Annotated in this window: 16 protein-coding genes; 3 read left to right on the top strand and 13 right to left on the bottom strand. The window is 71.6% G+C overall.

The features are described 5' to 3' along the window. Positions 1-20: 20 nt before the first annotated feature. From ACFWBY_RS07850 to ACFWBY_RS07800, 11 genes are all read right to left on the bottom strand, one after another. Positions 21-794 carry a prepilin peptidase gene (locus ACFWBY_RS07850; RefSeq protein ID WP_385341381.1) on the bottom strand — a complete coding sequence of 258 codons (774 nt, stop codon included), beginning with the start codon at positions 792-794 and terminating at the stop codon, positions 21-23. 2 nt (positions 795-796) lie between these two features. Next, positions 797-3,754 (bottom strand): BTAD domain-containing putative transcriptional regulator, encoded by a 2,958-nt coding sequence (locus ACFWBY_RS07845; protein WP_385341384.1) that lies wholly within the window; start codon positions 3,752-3,754, stop codon positions 797-799. Positions 3,755-3,801: 47 nt separating this feature from the next. Then, positions 3,802-4,266 carry a pilus assembly protein TadG-related protein gene (locus ACFWBY_RS07840; protein WP_385341386.1) on the bottom strand — a complete coding sequence of 155 codons (465 nt, stop codon included), beginning with the start codon at positions 4,264-4,266 and terminating at the stop codon, positions 3,802-3,804. Then, a complete protein-coding gene (locus ACFWBY_RS07835) occupies positions 4,263-4,688 on the bottom strand; it encodes a TadE/TadG family type IV pilus assembly protein (protein ID WP_385341388.1) in 426 nt (141 codons plus the stop codon). Before ACFWBY_RS07835 ends, ACFWBY_RS07840 begins: the two co-directional genes overlap by 4 nt. Before the next feature lie 13 nt (positions 4,689-4,701). Beyond that, entirely contained in the window at positions 4,702-5,079 is a 378-nt protein-coding gene (locus ACFWBY_RS07830; protein WP_385341409.1) for a TadE family protein, read from the bottom strand. A gap of 104 nt (positions 5,080-5,183) precedes the next feature. After that, positions 5,184-5,429, bottom strand: coding sequence for a hypothetical protein (locus ACFWBY_RS07825; RefSeq protein ID WP_385341390.1), 246 nt, complete (start codon positions 5,427-5,429; stop codon positions 5,184-5,186). A 48-nt stretch (positions 5,430-5,477) separates the two neighbouring features. Beyond that, on the bottom strand, positions 5,478-6,416 hold the full coding sequence (locus ACFWBY_RS07820) for a type II secretion system F family protein (protein ID WP_385341391.1): 939 nt from the start codon (positions 6,414-6,416) through the stop codon (positions 5,478-5,480). Then, positions 6,413-7,354: a type II secretion system F family protein gene (locus tag ACFWBY_RS07815; RefSeq protein ID WP_385341393.1), complete on the bottom strand. Its 942-nt coding sequence runs from the start codon at positions 7,352-7,354 to the stop codon at positions 6,413-6,415. Before ACFWBY_RS07815 ends, ACFWBY_RS07820 begins: the two co-directional genes overlap by 4 nt. A 7-nt stretch (positions 7,355-7,361) precedes the next feature. Beyond that, positions 7,362-8,669, bottom strand: coding sequence for a CpaF family protein (locus ACFWBY_RS07810; RefSeq protein WP_385341395.1), 1,308 nt, complete (start codon positions 8,667-8,669; stop codon positions 7,362-7,364). After that, on the bottom strand, positions 8,666-9,511 hold the full coding sequence (locus tag ACFWBY_RS07805) for a hypothetical protein (protein ID WP_385341397.1): 846 nt from the start codon (positions 9,509-9,511) through the stop codon (positions 8,666-8,668). Before ACFWBY_RS07805 ends, ACFWBY_RS07810 begins: the two co-directional genes overlap by 4 nt. Positions 9,512-9,539: 28 nt before the next feature. Beyond that, positions 9,540-10,247 (bottom strand): hypothetical protein, encoded by a 708-nt coding sequence (locus ACFWBY_RS07800; RefSeq protein ID WP_385341399.1) that lies wholly within the window; start codon positions 10,245-10,247, stop codon positions 9,540-9,542. Positions 10,248-10,497: 250 nt separating this feature from the next. Between ACFWBY_RS07800 and ACFWBY_RS07795 the strand changes: the two genes are divergently transcribed. Genes ACFWBY_RS07795 through ACFWBY_RS07785 form a run of 3 tightly spaced genes read left to right on the top strand, consistent with a single transcriptional unit; the run spans position 10,498 to position 12,584 of the window. Beyond that, entirely contained in the window at positions 10,498-10,860 is a 363-nt protein-coding gene (locus ACFWBY_RS07795) for a hypothetical protein (RefSeq protein WP_385341401.1), read from the top strand. Positions 10,861-10,905: 45 nt separating this feature from the next. Further along, complete coding sequence (locus ACFWBY_RS07790) at positions 10,906-11,553, top strand: hypothetical protein (protein WP_385341403.1); 648 nt, start codon at positions 10,906-10,908, stop codon at positions 11,551-11,553. Further along, positions 11,541-12,584: a hypothetical protein gene (locus ACFWBY_RS07785; RefSeq protein ID WP_385341405.1), complete on the top strand. Its 1,044-nt coding sequence runs from the start codon at positions 11,541-11,543 to the stop codon at positions 12,582-12,584. Before ACFWBY_RS07790 ends, ACFWBY_RS07785 begins: the two co-directional genes overlap by 13 nt. 66 nt (positions 12,585-12,650) lie before the next feature. On the opposite strand, the gene ACFWBY_RS07780 is transcribed toward ACFWBY_RS07785, so the two are convergent. Continuing rightward, positions 12,651-13,442 carry a hypothetical protein gene (locus ACFWBY_RS07780; protein ID WP_385343774.1) on the bottom strand — a complete coding sequence of 264 codons (792 nt, stop codon included), beginning with the start codon at positions 13,440-13,442 and terminating at the stop codon, positions 12,651-12,653. A 34-nt stretch (positions 13,443-13,476) separates the two neighbouring features. Continuing rightward, positions 13,477-14,067 carry a hypothetical protein gene (locus ACFWBY_RS07775; RefSeq protein ID WP_385343771.1) on the bottom strand — a complete coding sequence of 197 codons (591 nt, stop codon included), beginning with the start codon at positions 14,065-14,067 and terminating at the stop codon, positions 13,477-13,479. Between the last annotated feature and the right edge of the window lie 2 nt (positions 14,068-14,069).

The raw sequence follows: 14,069 nt of genomic DNA, 5'->3' as shown, positions 1-14,069 counted from the left end.
GGCCGGGCTCGGAGTCCCGGTCAGGCGCCGAGGCCGAGAGCCGCGTACAGCACTCCCGCGAGGGCCCCGCCGGCCATGAACGGGCCGAAGGGGATCGGGCTCGTCCGGTCCGCGCGGCGCAGGGCGATCAGGGTGAGGCCGTGCACCGCGCCCGCGAGGAACGCGGTGAAGGTGCCCGCGAACAGCACGGGCCACCCGTACCAGCCGAGTACCTGCCCCACGGTGAGGGCGAGTTTCACGTCGCCGAAGCCCATGCCGCGCGGATTGACGAGGAAGAGGAGGAAGTAGCAGCCGCCGAGGACGAGCCCGCCGAGCAGCGCCCGGGTCCAGGATCCGCCGGCGCCACCGGACAGGGAAGCCGCGCCGAGGGCCGCGGCGGTGATCCCTGCGAGCGGCAGGGTCAGTACGTCGGGCAGCCGGTGCACGGCCCGGTCGACGAGGCAGAGCAGGACGGTGAGCGGAGCCAGCAGCAGCCACACCACCAGCTCGGGCCGCGCCCCTACCCCGGCGCCGAGGGCCAGGCAGACCACCACGGTGGCGAGGACGGCCGGTCCGGCGGCCGCGAAGCCGCCGGGCCGCCGGCCCGCGGGGGCGGCGGCCGCGCAGTCCGGGCACACCGCGCGGCCGAGCCAGCCGCGGACCGGGCCGGCCAGCGGGTGCCCGGCCGGGCAGGCGTCGTGCCAGGGGGTGTCCGGGGGGACGGCCAGCCGGTAGGCGCCGCGCGGTACGAGGAGACCCGAGCCGGCGCCCCACACCGCGGCGCCGGCCGTGACCACGGCCTCCGTGACGTCCAACGTCAGCCCGCCGTCGCGCTGTCGCCGCGCCAGGTCGGCAGGAGCTCGTCGAGGAGGGCCGCCGTGCGCGGGGGCAGGCCGCGGCCGCCGCCGACTTCGCCGGCGCGCTGGGCCAACGAGGCGGCGAGCGCCGTGAGGCGGCCCGTGTCGCCGGTGGCGTGGGTGGCCCGGAGCATCTCGTTCCACAGCCGCTCGTCGGCGGGCGACAGCGACATGGCGGTGGAGAGCGCGCCGATGGCCTGCTCGGGCCGGTCCTTTCCGAGCTGGTGCTCGGAAAGGGTCAGGGCGACCTCGGTGACGAGCAGGGGCAGCTGCGCGTCGATGATCTCGTGGGAGAGCCACCTGTACCGCCCCGCGGGCCGGTCCGGGAGCAGGTCTCCCCGTACGAGGCCCAGCGCGTCGGTGAGCAGCCGCTCGCGGGTGCTCGCGCTGCGGGCTCCGCGGCCCTGCGTCGCCTCGTAGTGCAGCGACCGCAGCACGTCGAGGTCGGAGACGACGGACGGGGCGAGGGTGAGCCGGCCGGCCACGCCCGCGCGCAGCCTCGGGGTGCCGTCCGGATCGTTGCCGAGCCACTCCCCCAGCCGCTCGATGAGCGCGTCACGGACGTCGTCGGTCACGCCCCGCGGCCACAGCGCGGCGGCGAGCACCCTCGGGTTGACCCCCTCGCGGTGCAGCAGGCACATGGCGAGCGCCTCGGTCATCATCGCGGCGCGGTCGGGATCCGGGGTGCCGAGGCCGATGAGCTCGACCGGGCCGATGATCCGGGCGTAGACCGCGGGGCGGCCCTGCTCGGTGACGTCGACGAGGAAGGGCGGGGCGCCCGGGTCCGGGTCGTGGCCGGTCTCGCCGTCGGCGTCCCGGAAGAGCTGTACGACGGCTTCGTACTGGGCCCGGGGCAGCGTCTGGGCCTGGAGTTCGAGGCCCAGCACCGGGGCGAGCAGCCGGCCGTCGGAGGTGGCCTCCAGCTCCCAGACCGCACCGGGGAGGTTCTGCGTCGGCGTACCGAGGAGGTATCCGATGCCGAGGCGGGCCGCGCCGGAGCCGAGTGCGGCGAGCGCGGAGGCCTGGGCCTCGGTCGGCTCGGCGGCGATCAGCACGAAGTGCGGCGCCCAGCGGTTGTCCTGCACGCGGCCGGTGCGCCCGGTGAGGACGGAGTCGTGGCCCGCCGCGCCCAGCGCGCCGGCCCGCTCCCGGGTCTCGGCCTCCATGACCGGCAGCAGGTCGTCGATCCCGGGCAGGTGGCGCAGGCGGGAGGGTGCGAGTGCGGTGAGCTCCTCCCCGAAGCCGACGAGGGTGATCGTCAGGCGGTCGGACCAGCCGTTGGTCGCGAGTTCCGCGGCGATCGAGGACATGACCGCCGACCGGTCGTGCGGGGCGCCGGTCAGGGCGACCACGCCCGGTACGGCTTCCAGGTTCAGCAGCAGGCGGTTCCCGCCCAGGGTTCCGATGCTGACGAGTCCGGGGTAGGGGGCCGCGCTGTCGCCGGTGGGGGCGGCCCCGGCGGCGGCCGGGTCCACGCGCCAGACCGTCTGGTCCTGGCCGTGCTGCCACGGCGCGGGCGGGGCACCCTCCCCGTCGCCGAGCTGGAGGTGGATCTCGTCGCCGGCGAGCCAGGCCGCGTACACGGTCGGCAGCGGGCGCGAGGCGGCGGTGAGTGCCTCGGACAGGCCGCGCAGGGAGGCATCGAGGCGGCGTACGGCGTCGGGGTCGGCGCCGACGAACAGCGCGTCCTGCACGTTGGCCGCTTCACCCGTGGGGACGGGCGGGGGCGTGGCGCCGCGGCCCGTCAGGGTGCCCGTCGCGGACTGCCACAGGGCGGTGCGGCGACGGCGGCCGAGGGCGGCCAGCAGTCCCGCGGCCAGCAGCGGGGACGCGAGGAGGGCCTCGGGAAGGCCGAAGGAGGAGTCGTCGGCGTCCGTCGCGCGCGCCTGGTCGCCGGCTCCGGTGGTGGAATCCTTCGCGGCGTCGGCGTGGCCGGCCGCGGACCGGTCCTGGGTGGCCCAGTCCCGGGGGAGGACGAACTGCGTGGTGTCGGTGTCCACGGCGCCCGTGGAGGCTGCGGCGCCACCCTGGGCCGTGTTGCCCGCGGCCTGCGCGTGGTCGCCGCTCTTGGCGTACTCCACCATCTGCTCGCGCACCTTCTCGGACACCTTCGGCGCCTCGTCCGGCATCGCCACGAGGTCACCGCCGTACGCGTCCGCGGGCATCTCCATGATCCAGCCGGGCCGGATCAGGCTGGCCTTCGAGAGCTTCTCGCCGTCGGGCTGGACGCGGTCCTTGTTGAGCTCGTAGATCTCCGAGTAGCGCCGGCCGTCGCCCAGGTGCCGCTCGGAGATCTCCCACAGCGAGTCGTGGTGACGGCCTTCGGGCGGCTGGATCCGGTAGAACTTCGTCCCGGCCTCCCTGGCCTGCTCGGCCGCCTGCCGGTCGGACTCCGCCTGTTCCGCGGCCCGGTCCTGGGCCGCCTGCTGCGCCTGCTGTCCGGGGGTCTGCTGGGCGGAGGCCGCCACACCCGGCCGGTGCTGGTCCTCGATCGACTGGCCCAGCTGCGAGAGACCGGGGGCGAAGCTCGCCGCTCCGGCGGTCACCAGCAGCAGGGCAGCGACGAGTTGCCGGGCCAGGGCCTGGCTCGCCCCGGCGGCGGGCACGCGCGTCGGCATCCCGAAGCCGGAGACGGCGGCCTTGACCTCGACGAGGACGCACGCGGTGAACTGGGCCCATGCCAGCCACACGACCACGGTCAGCACGTGGATGAAGGTCTCGACCGTGATCTGCTGCCGGAGCATGTCCAGCGAGGGCACCTCGTCCGGCAGCGGCCAGCCGACCTGGGACGCGAGCGCCACCGGGACGCCGAGCACGAGCACGGCCAGCGCGAGGAACGCGAGGAACGCCTTGACGAAGTCGCCGAAGGTCCGCCGCGGTCTCGGTGCGGCGCTCGTACGGGGGGTGCTGCGTGCCATGGCGGCTTCCTGTGGAGAGAGCGGTGGGACGGAGGGGTGGAGCCGGACTATCCGGTCAGGGACTCGGCGATCGCCCTGCCGCGCACCTTGACCGGCCCGCGGTGGTAGAGGCCGAGCACGGGTTGGTAGGTGAGCTGGATCTCGACTTGGACCTGTTGGGCGTTGGCCGCAACGCAGCCGGACGCCATCCGGTCAGGGATCGACATCTCCGCCTGCACGGCGAATTCGCGCACTCTGGCGTCGCAATTCTGGAACCTGATCGGGGCGCCGCCCGTGCCGGCGTAGAGGGCGGCGCGGTCGATGTCCTGCGCCGCGTACCGCGCGGCCTGCTCGGCGACGTCCGCCGCCCGCTCCCGCTGGGAGATCGCCATGCCGCCGTCGACGACGAAGGCGGCCAGGGCCAGGAAGAGGATGCTGAAGATGATCAGGGCGCCCGCGCCGGAACCGCGGTCGTCCAGGTCCGCCCCGCGCGCCGTGAGACGGGACCGGAGCCCGTCGAGGAGGTTGCTCATGCCGCCCTCCGGTAGGGGTCGAGCGGCGAGGTGGCCTTGCCGCTGACCCGGGTCGGGACGTCGATGCCGAGCATGGCGAGGCCGCGGATCTCGCAGGCGACCTCCACCCTGAAGAACCCGCCGGGTTCGAACCCCGGGCTGGTCTTCGTCACCGTCACCGGGCCCGAGCAGACATCGCTCAGATCGGCCTCCGCCGCCCGGCGGGCCTCGGCCATCGCGGTGTCCTGGTTCCGCTGGATGGAGCCGGCCCGGGCCGCGTCGCGCGCGGCGCCGTCGACCGCGCCCCGCCCGTTCGCCAGCTGGCCGAAGGCGACGAGGACCAGGATGAAGAGGAAGAAGACGGGGGCGATGATGACCACCTCGATGGTGGAGATCCCCCGATCGTCGGCCACGCGCTCCCGTGCCCCCTGCTCTGTCCGCATGGTCAACGGACCGTCACCCCCCGTCCTGCACGAAACGCTCGACCGGCCCGCTCGACTGCGCGTGGATGGTCAGCTCCAGCCCGGGCACGATACTCGGGGCCTTGGCCGTGATCTCGACGCGCACCGTGTTCGGCGTCGGCTGGTCGGTCACCACGACCGGCCTGAGCACCAACTGTGGACCGAGCTGCTGGATGTAGCTGTCCACCGTGTCACGCGCCTTGCCCTGCCAGCCGCCCGGGCTGGCGTTCGCCGTGGCCCGGCCCTCGCGGGCACCCGCCTGGGCCGCTGCCTGCGCCACCTGGTCCGCGAAGGAGTACATGGCGAACTGGACCGCCGCGAAGATCATGAAGAACAGCAGCGGTGTGAGGAAGACGAACTCGATCGCGGACATGCCGGAGTCGCCCCGGGCGGAGGCGGCCTCCACCCTGGCGCGTACGGCGCCGCGCAGTCGGGCGGCGCAGCGGTTCACGGCGTCGGTCACGGAAAGAACTGCTCCTAGCAGGTCTTGGAGTTGGTGGCGCCCGTGATGCAGGTGCCGACCTTCGTGGCGCCCGTGTTGAGCGCGGTGTTGAGGATCGCTGCGACGACCCCCACGATGGCCACGACGACCGCGGAGATGATCACCCACTCGACGGCCGACGCGCCGCGGTCCAGCTCCCCCGAGCGGGCGCGCTGTACCCGGCCCTGCAAGAAGGTGACCAGGAAGTCGACAGCGGGGTGACTGGAACGGAACCCGTTCATGGTGGTTGTCCTCTCAGAAGATTGGCGAAACGGAAGTAGGACAAGAGGTCAGAGAGCGCCCTGGAACACGCGCATCGCCGCCGGATAGATCAGGAAGACCAGGAAGCCCGCACAGAGCAGGAGTTGTGCCACGAGCATCGACTGCGACTTCTCGCCGGCGCTGCCCTCGATCTCGGCCATTTCCCGGTGCCGCATCGTTTCGGCACGGGAGGCCAGGGATTCGCGGACCTTCGCGCCGTCCTCCGCGACGAGGCCGAGGGCGCTCGCCAGGTCCTTCAGTTCCTCCACGCCCAGCTCCTGGCCGAGCATGCCGAGCGCCTGCCACTGGCTGGTGCCGGTGATCCGGGCGTCCGCGAGGGTGTTCTGGATGCGTCGCAGCGCCCAGCTGTCGCTGATCTCGGCAGCGGCCATGAGCGCCTCGGGCAGGCCGCGGCCGCCCGCGAGGTTCATCGCGACCAGGTCGAGGTAGGCGCCGATGACGCGTCGCAGGTCACGGCGCTTGTTCGCCGCGTCCCGCCGCACCTCCAGGTCGGGGAGGAAGAAGAAGACCGCTGCGAAGACCAGTGCCATCCACATGGGGACGACCGGTCCGCTGCCGAGACCGAGTTGCCAGACGATCGCGAAGAGGAACGGGCCGAAGATCAGGCCCATCACACCGAGCAGCATCTTCGTCGCCAGGAAGTTCTCCCAGCTGCGCTCCAGGACGTTCAGGTCGGCCCGCAGGGAGCGCTGCTCCCAGCCCTGCTCCCGGTAGAGGTCGGCGACCCGGACGCCGATGCCGGCGCGGAAGCTGCCGAACCGGCCGGAGTCCGCCTCCTGGGGGACCCCGCGGCCGGGCGACTCGTACAGGGCGCCGCGCGCCCGCATCGCGTCGATCCGGGCCACGGTCGCCACCGCACCGCTCTTGGAGGGCACCAGGGCCCGGACGAGCGCGTAGACGCCGAGACCGAGGATCGCCCCGATCACGATCGGAAGGGTGAGGTTCACCTCGGACCGACCTCCTCACGTTCGGACGGGGGCTGCGCGAAGCGCACCGGCTGGGCGTCGCGGACCAGGAAGCGCTCGGGCGTCTCGATGGTGGACAGCTTGCGCAGCCACCAGAAGCCCAGGGCGAAGAGGCCGCACACGCAGGCCAGGACGACCTGGCCGAGGGGCGAGTTGTACGGGGACACGAAGTCCGGATTGAAGATCGACAGGCCGAGGACGAAGGCCACGCTGACACCGACGACGATCTGCACGCTGCGCCGGGTGCTGGAGCGCTGGGCCATCACGCGCTGGCGCATGTCGACCTCCTCGCGCGCGGACTTGGCCAGCGCGCCCAGTACCTGGCGCAGACCGGGCCCGCGCAGCCGGGCGTTGAGGATCAGCGCGGCGACGATGATGTCGGCGGACGCGTCGTTGATCTCGTCGGCGAGGTGCTGCAGCGCGTCCGGCAGCGGCATGCGGGCCCGCAGCCTGTCGACCAGCGTCTCCAGGTGGGGCCGCAGGGCCGGAGCCGCGGCGCGGGCGGAGGCGGGGATGGCCTGCTCCAGGCCGACCGCGCCCGCGATGGTGTCGCGCAGAGACTCGGTCCAGGCCGCGAGGGCCTCGACGCGGCGCATCGCGGCCCGTTCCTCCGCGGCGCCGCCGAAGAGGCGCTCCCAGAAGAAGACGAGCACGCCGGTGGCGATACCGGCCACGGCCCACCGGGTCAGCAGCAGGATGACGAGGCCGATGCCGATCGCGATGGAGCCGCGACGGCCGGCGAAGCGTGCCAGCTCGGCGAGGCGCTCGCGCGAATTGGCCCGCTCGTGCTCCGGTTTGACGGGCAGTCCCCGGATCGCGGCCGTGAGCAGGGCGAGCCCGCCGCCGACCACGAGGCCGCACACCAGCGCGTACAGGACGGGCAGCGAGAAGATGCCGCCCATGGAGGTGATGCCGTTCATGTCCGCCTCACCCCCAGGATCCGCTGGGTCGGTAGCCGTAGGGAACGAGCTCCTCGATGCAGGAGATCGGGGCGTGCGGGACGACGCGGCCGTCGGTGGTCTCCGCGAAGACCTCGCTGGAGAGCACGCGGCCGTCGACGCCGTTCACCTCGCGCACGGAGGTGACGACGCGGCGGAGCCGGCCGCCGCTCTGGAAGGCGTTGCGGCGCTCGACGAAGACCACGAAGTTGATGGCTCCGGCGACCAGCATCTGGCTGGCCTCGATGGGCAGCCGTTCGGCGGCTTGCAGCGCGTAGGTGGAGATACGGCTGAAGACCTCGCTGGAGCTGTTGGCGTGGATCGTGGAGAGGGAGCCGTCGTTGCCCTGGGACATCGCGTTGAGCATGGTGACGATCTCGTCGCCGAGCACCTCGCCGACGATGACCCGCGAGGGGTTCATGCGCAGCGAACGGCGCACGAGCTCGGACATCATGATGGCGCCCTGGCCCTCGGAGTTGGGCAGCCGCTCCTCGAAGGCGACGACGTTGGGATGCAGCTCCGCGAACGTGTCGAGGCCCAGCTCCAGGGCCCGCTCCACCGTGATCAGGCGTTCGGTCGGCGGGATCTCGTTGGCGAGCGCGCGCAGCAGGGTGGTCTTGCCGGCGTTGGTCGCTCCGGCGATCATGATGTTCTTGCGGGCGCGGACCGCGCAGGACAGGAAGTGGCCGAGCTCCGGGGTGAGGGTTCCGTTGCCCACCAGGTCCGACATGAAGACCTTGCCCATGCGGGACCGGCGGATCGACAGCGACGGCCGTCGTGTCACGTCCATGACCGCCGACAGGCGGGAGCCGTCGGGCAGGCGCAGGTCGAGCTGCGGGTTGGCGGAGTCGAAGGGGCGGGAGGACAGGCCGGAGTAGGCGCCGAGGACCTGGATGAGCTCGACGAGTTCCTCGTCGGTCTCGGCCACCGGGTCGGCCCGGACCTCGCTGCCGTTCGCGTACCCGACGAACACCTGGTCGCAGCCGTTGATGTCGATGTTCTCGACTTCGGGGTCGTCGAGCAGCGGCTGGAGCCGGCCGACCCCGAAGAGCGCGGCGTGCACGGCGGCCGCGAACTGCTCCTCGGTCTCCGCGTCGAGGGGGGTACGGCCCGCGTTGATCTCGCCGCGGGCGTAGTCCTCGAGGATCTGGGCGATGACGGCGCGGGCGTACTGCCGCTCGTCCTCCCCGGACATCTGCATGAGGCCCGACAGCTGGTCCACACGCCGCTGTTCGGCGATCCGGTCGCCGGCCTCCTGCCGGAAGCGCTTGACGAGCTGGTGGTCCACCGCGCTCATCGGGCCGCGCCCGGTGCCGGGCCGGACGGGCCCGTGGGAGCGGCCCACACGGCGCCGTACTGCTGGTTCAGATCGAAGGAGACCTGCCGGGCGGAGCGGATGAGCAGTGATTTGTCCAGTCGGCCCCGCTTGCGCCCGGCCAACTGCTCCGCTCCCTGCGGGTCGTACGCGAGGGAGCCGACCACGCGGATGCCCGAGTGCGAGGCGACCAGCATGTCGTTGACCTGGCCCACCACCCTGGCGGAGTCCTTGGGGTCGGACACCAGCAGTACGCCGATCAGCGGGGTGCCCAGCTGTCCGGCGCCGCGCTGGGAACCGTGCAGCCGGGCGGACAGCGCGAGGGCCCTGTCCCGTACCCGGGCGATGCTCTCGGGCTGCGTACGGCCGACCAGCAGCACCAGGCTGGCATGGGCGAAGAGCTCCAGCGCGGGGCCGTCGCCGCCGATCCGACCGCAGTCGGCGATGACGTCGGCGGGCGCGTGGGGGGACTCGGCGAGCGAGGCGAACGCCCGGCCGAGCAGCGGCCACTGGCCGGCGAGGCCCGCGGACTGCTCGGACGAACCGATGCCGACGAGGACGTCGAGGCCCCCGGACATCGTCTGCGCGTGGTCCCAGAGCTGGTCCGGGGCGAGGCCGCGACGCGCGGTCGCGGCGATCGACAGCATGCCGGAGTTGGGGTTGAGCGGCCCCCCGTGGGAGGCCGCGCCGCGGTATACGAGGTCGCCGCCGGCGGGGTCCGCCTCCGCGAGCAGCGTGCGCCGCGGCCAGACGGCCGCGAGCGCGACCGCCGCGGTGGTCACACCGGGTGACCCCTTGTCGGCGGCGAGTGCGATGAGCGCCATGTCTTCTGCTTTCCTGTGCGCCCGTGAATCAGCCGGAGGCCGACGGGATCAGCACCAAGGAGACCTGGCCGGCCGCGGCCGCCTGGGTCAGTGGCGCGATCTCATTGGCGCTGACCATGACGGTGACGGGCAGGTTGCCGTTGCCGATGGTCTTGCCGTCGCTGACGAAGACGTCGTTGACCTTGGCGTCGCGTACGAGCAGCGTGTTGGCCTCGGCAGCGGCGTTGCCCGCGGGCTTGGCGGCGTCGGCGCTCACGCGGTACGCGGCGACGTGGTCGCCGGCCTTGAGCCCGGCGGGGTACTGGCCGTCCTTGAGGGACAGGCCGACAAAAGCCTTCCCGTCCGGCAGGCCCTTGCCCTCCGAGAACATCTCGCCGATCGCGATGGTGCCCTTGACCAGCGAGTTCTTGGCCTGGAGCGCCTTCAGCGCCTCCCGCTGCTCCCACCGGACGTAGTGCACGGCCGGGTCGTCCGCCACCAGCACGGGCGACATGGTGTCGTCCGTCACGGACTTCCCCGCCGCCACGTCCGCCGAGATCCGGACGACCTCGATCCGCTCACCGGCCCGCAGCACCAGCACGGTGGCCCCGAGGGCCCCGACGAGGATGAGCAGAACCGCCAACGCGGCCAGCGCCGGCTTGCGTTCCCGCCCCGTGGAGGGCAGCCGCTCACCCACGCCCTGGGCTGACCCGGAACCCCTGTGGCTCGCCCCACCCGAACGTTCCTGGACCTTCACTCCACCGCTCCCCCGCGCACACCACAGACAAAATCGGTCATTCTCCAACAGAAGCAGGCCCGTTGGAGACTTGACCGAACCATAGAAAAAGCAATCTGATCGCACGGTAGCAGTAGCACATAAGCACCTCAAGGCGAGTCCGTCCCCGCGGGGCTCGAGGAGCCAAAGATGAGTACGCGTACTCAGACGGCACCCGCTCCGTATGGGCAGGATGACTCCTGAACAGGCCGCGAGCCGGAGGGAACCCGTCATGCACACCCCACCGCCCGCCGCACCCCGGCCGCGCGCCCGCCTCCACGGAGCCTGGTACGCCGCACCGGCCGCCCTGCTGTTCGCCGCCCTCGCCCTCACGGGCACCGGCGTGGCCGCGGGCCTGTTGCTCACCGCGGGCAAGCACTTCGTGTGCGACGCCACCACCGACTGCGCGAAGACCCCGTACGACCCGGGCTACCAGGATCCAGCCTGGCCGCACTGGCCGTTCATCGCCGCAGCGGTGTGCGCATGCGGAGCAGCCGTCACATTCGCCGCAATCCTCCTCGCCCGGCGGCGCGGCAGCCGATCCACCGGGATCCAGTCACCTTCGCCCTGGCGAAACCATTCTCCGCGCGGGTAGCGTCTGAACGCTTCAGATGACCCTCGCCCCACCAGGAGCCGCCCAGTGAACCGCCGCACTTTGCCCGTTGCAGTCGCCGCCGCGGCAACTGCCCTGCTCCTGACCGCATGCGGCGGAGGTGGTGGCAAGGCCGACGACAAGATCGCCGGCTCGGACCAGAGCGCGCCGGCGTCGGCACCGGCGTCCGCGAGCGCGAGCCCGCCGGACGTGGCCGGACGCCCGAAGATCACGCTCCCGGCGGACTTCAAGAACGAGTTCGAGGGCTGGACCACGGGGGATCCCGTGAAGGACGCGGTGCTGACCGACATCACCCACCGCATCAACGCGACGGACGCGGCCATCGCGAACGACGAAGCGGATTCGCCCGCCATCCCGTTCTACTACCAGCGGGACGCACTGATCGGCGCGTCCAAGTGGATCGCCGACTACAAGAAGGACGGCCTCACCGTCACCGGGACGATGCGCTTCTTCGCCCCGAAGATCGAGATCCTCGGCGAGAAGTCCGTTGCCGTCAGCTACTGCTCGGACGACACCAAGGCATTCAACAAGGACCGCAAGACGGGCAAGGTGGACATGAGTTCATCGAGCAACCCCTATGTCGCGTACAGCACCCGGCTGGACAAGAACGACAAGGGGATCTGGCAGACCACGAAGCTCGATTCCAAGAGGGGGGACAAGACATGCGCACCGTGACCACTACCGGACGGTGGGTAATGGCGGGGATGGCGGCCGCGGCGGTGGCCCTCGTGCCGAGTACGGCGATGGCCGGCACGGAGCGACCCGGAGGTGACCAGGGCACACAGACCGGCGGCGGCCTGAGCGACGGCAAGCTCACGTCGACCGTCCAGACGACCGGGGACAAGAAGCCGCCCGGCGCGACGTCCAAGAGCTTCACCGCGGCGAACAACTGGACGCCGCCGGCCTGCTGGTACGAACCGCGCACGGCCGCCGAGTTCCAGACCTACGTCGAGGGGTTCTACACCTCAACGGTCAACTACCCCGGCCAGCACAGCTACGCCAAGACCGCGGCCGGACAGTTCCGAGAGATCTACAAGGACGGCAAGTACAAGAACTACAACCTCGACAAGGCGAGCGAGGGCGCCTTCTGGGTCGCCGTCGTCAACCCCGACCGCGCGACCGAACTCGGGGCCATGAGTTGCAGCGATCTGCCCGAGTGGGTGCCGAACGGCACCCCGCCGCCCTTCCGTCAGGCCATCACGCCCGAGATGCTCGCGCAGGTCGCCTACGGCGCGATCGACCTGCCGACGACCAAGGTCAGCCTGGCACCGGCCGACAACACCAAGGTCAACCTCGGCACCTGGGCCTGGCTGGACAAAAGCGTCTTCGAGCCGAAGAGCGTCACCGCCACGCTCAATGCGGGCGGCACGACGATCTCGGCGACCGCCACCGCCACGCCGCAGTCGGTCCGCCTGAAGCCCGGGACGCAGGACGCCACGCTGCACCCCGCTTCCGGTGAGTGCGCGTTCGACCCCGCCGGAGGGGCCGGCGCCCCGTTCACCCCTGGCTCCGAGAACCAGACCCCGCCGTGCGGGATCACCTACCTGCGTTCCTCCGGGACCGGCACGTACCCGCTCCAGGCCACCGTGACCTGGACGGCCGCTTGGACCGGCAGCAACGGCCAGAGTGGCCCCCTCGAATCGGGCGCCATGGCGGGCGAACCCCAGAACGTGACGGTCCAGGAGATCCAGGCCGTCAACCGCTGACGACACGACTGCCGCCGCCCGCCGGGGACATCCGGCGGGCGGCGGCAGTCGCATGAGCACAGCCGCTCAGCCGAGCTCCGAGCCGTCCGGCAGGAGGTCGGCGATCGCCTGCCACAGCTCCTTGGCGTTGGTGCGGCGGACCCGCAGCGGGCTCTCCAGGGTGACGTCACCCTCGCGCACGGGCTCCACGGGCAGCTCCCGGACCCAGTAGCCCTCCAGCCCGCAGTCCCAGACCGCCAGACCCGTGAAGGTCGGCTCGGGGTTCTCGGCGTGGGCGTTCTTCCACACCACGGTCATCCGCCACATGCAGTTGAGCTGCGCGAGCACCTCGACGAGCCGCTCCGGGGCGCCGGTCTCGCGTGCGACCGTCTCGGCGTCCGCGTCGTCCTGGCCGGACTCCATGCGCACCATCAGCGCGTCGAGCTCACCGGTGGTCGAGGTGATCACCTCGGTGAGGTCGGCGCCCTCCAGGATGTCGTCGTGCAGGTCGACGCCCCGGGCGAGCGCCGGTACGAGCAGGGGCGCCTCCACGGGGAGGTACTCGGACTCGGTCTCGCCCGGCCAGCCCTCGTGCACGAAGACGAAGTCGTTGCCGATCACCGCGCCGCTCTCCAGGACGCCCTGGGGGCCGGTTATCTCCGTGCGGACGATGACGCGCGGCTCCATCAGCGTGGAGACGAGCGGGTAGAGGTCACCGGTGATGGATCCGCCGTCTCCGACGATTCCGGCTGCCCGGAGCTCCGTCAGCGCCCCGTCGAGTTCGTCGGGCACCGCGTCCTCTTCCACGAGGAGGCCGAGCACGCTGATGTGGGAATCGGCGAGGCGCAGTCGACGTCGGGCTGCGTCAATCGAAGGCATGTCACATTCCTTTGGAATCAATTGTTTCGCGAACTCAGAAGTCCGGCAGGTCAGCGCGGCTCAGCATGCGGCCGGGGAGGGAGTACAAAGCGCCGCCGAAGGTGAGATTGCGCGTGTACATACTCTGCAGAGCGATCGCCAGAGCGACATCGACGTTGTCGATGTTCCCCTCCGCCACGCCCGAGATGGTCCGGGGGTGTCTCCACTCCGAACGGGTCGTGGTGACGCTGGCGCCGTCCCGCACGAGCGCGTGCCGGCGCTTGCCCTCGAGCACCTGGTAGCGGTAATCCCGCCCGTAGACGTTGATGCGCAGTGCGCGTCCCCGCCTCGTCACGGCCAGGCGCCGCCGCTTGAACACCGCCGGCCACTCGTTCACGTTCAACTGCATCTCGGCCATGCGCAGGTAGTCGCGGAAGCCGATGCCGATGAAGGTGACGGAAGGAAAGCTCTCCCCCCAGGCCGCACCGAGAAGCAGGTTGATGTTGCGGTCGACACACTCCAGCGGGAACTTCAACTCGACCGCACCGAATCCGGGCACGGAACCGGACCACCCGTGTGTGGACGTCTTGTAGACGAGCCCCTCGGTAGCACCGGTGTAGGAAAGCTCAAAATGGATCGTCGTCATCC

The organism is Streptomyces sp. NPDC060049 (assembly GCF_042736715.1).
Taxonomy (GTDB): Bacteria; Actinomycetota; Actinomycetes; order Streptomycetales; family Streptomycetaceae; genus Streptomyces.
This window is presented reverse-complemented; position numbering and strand designations above follow the sequence as displayed.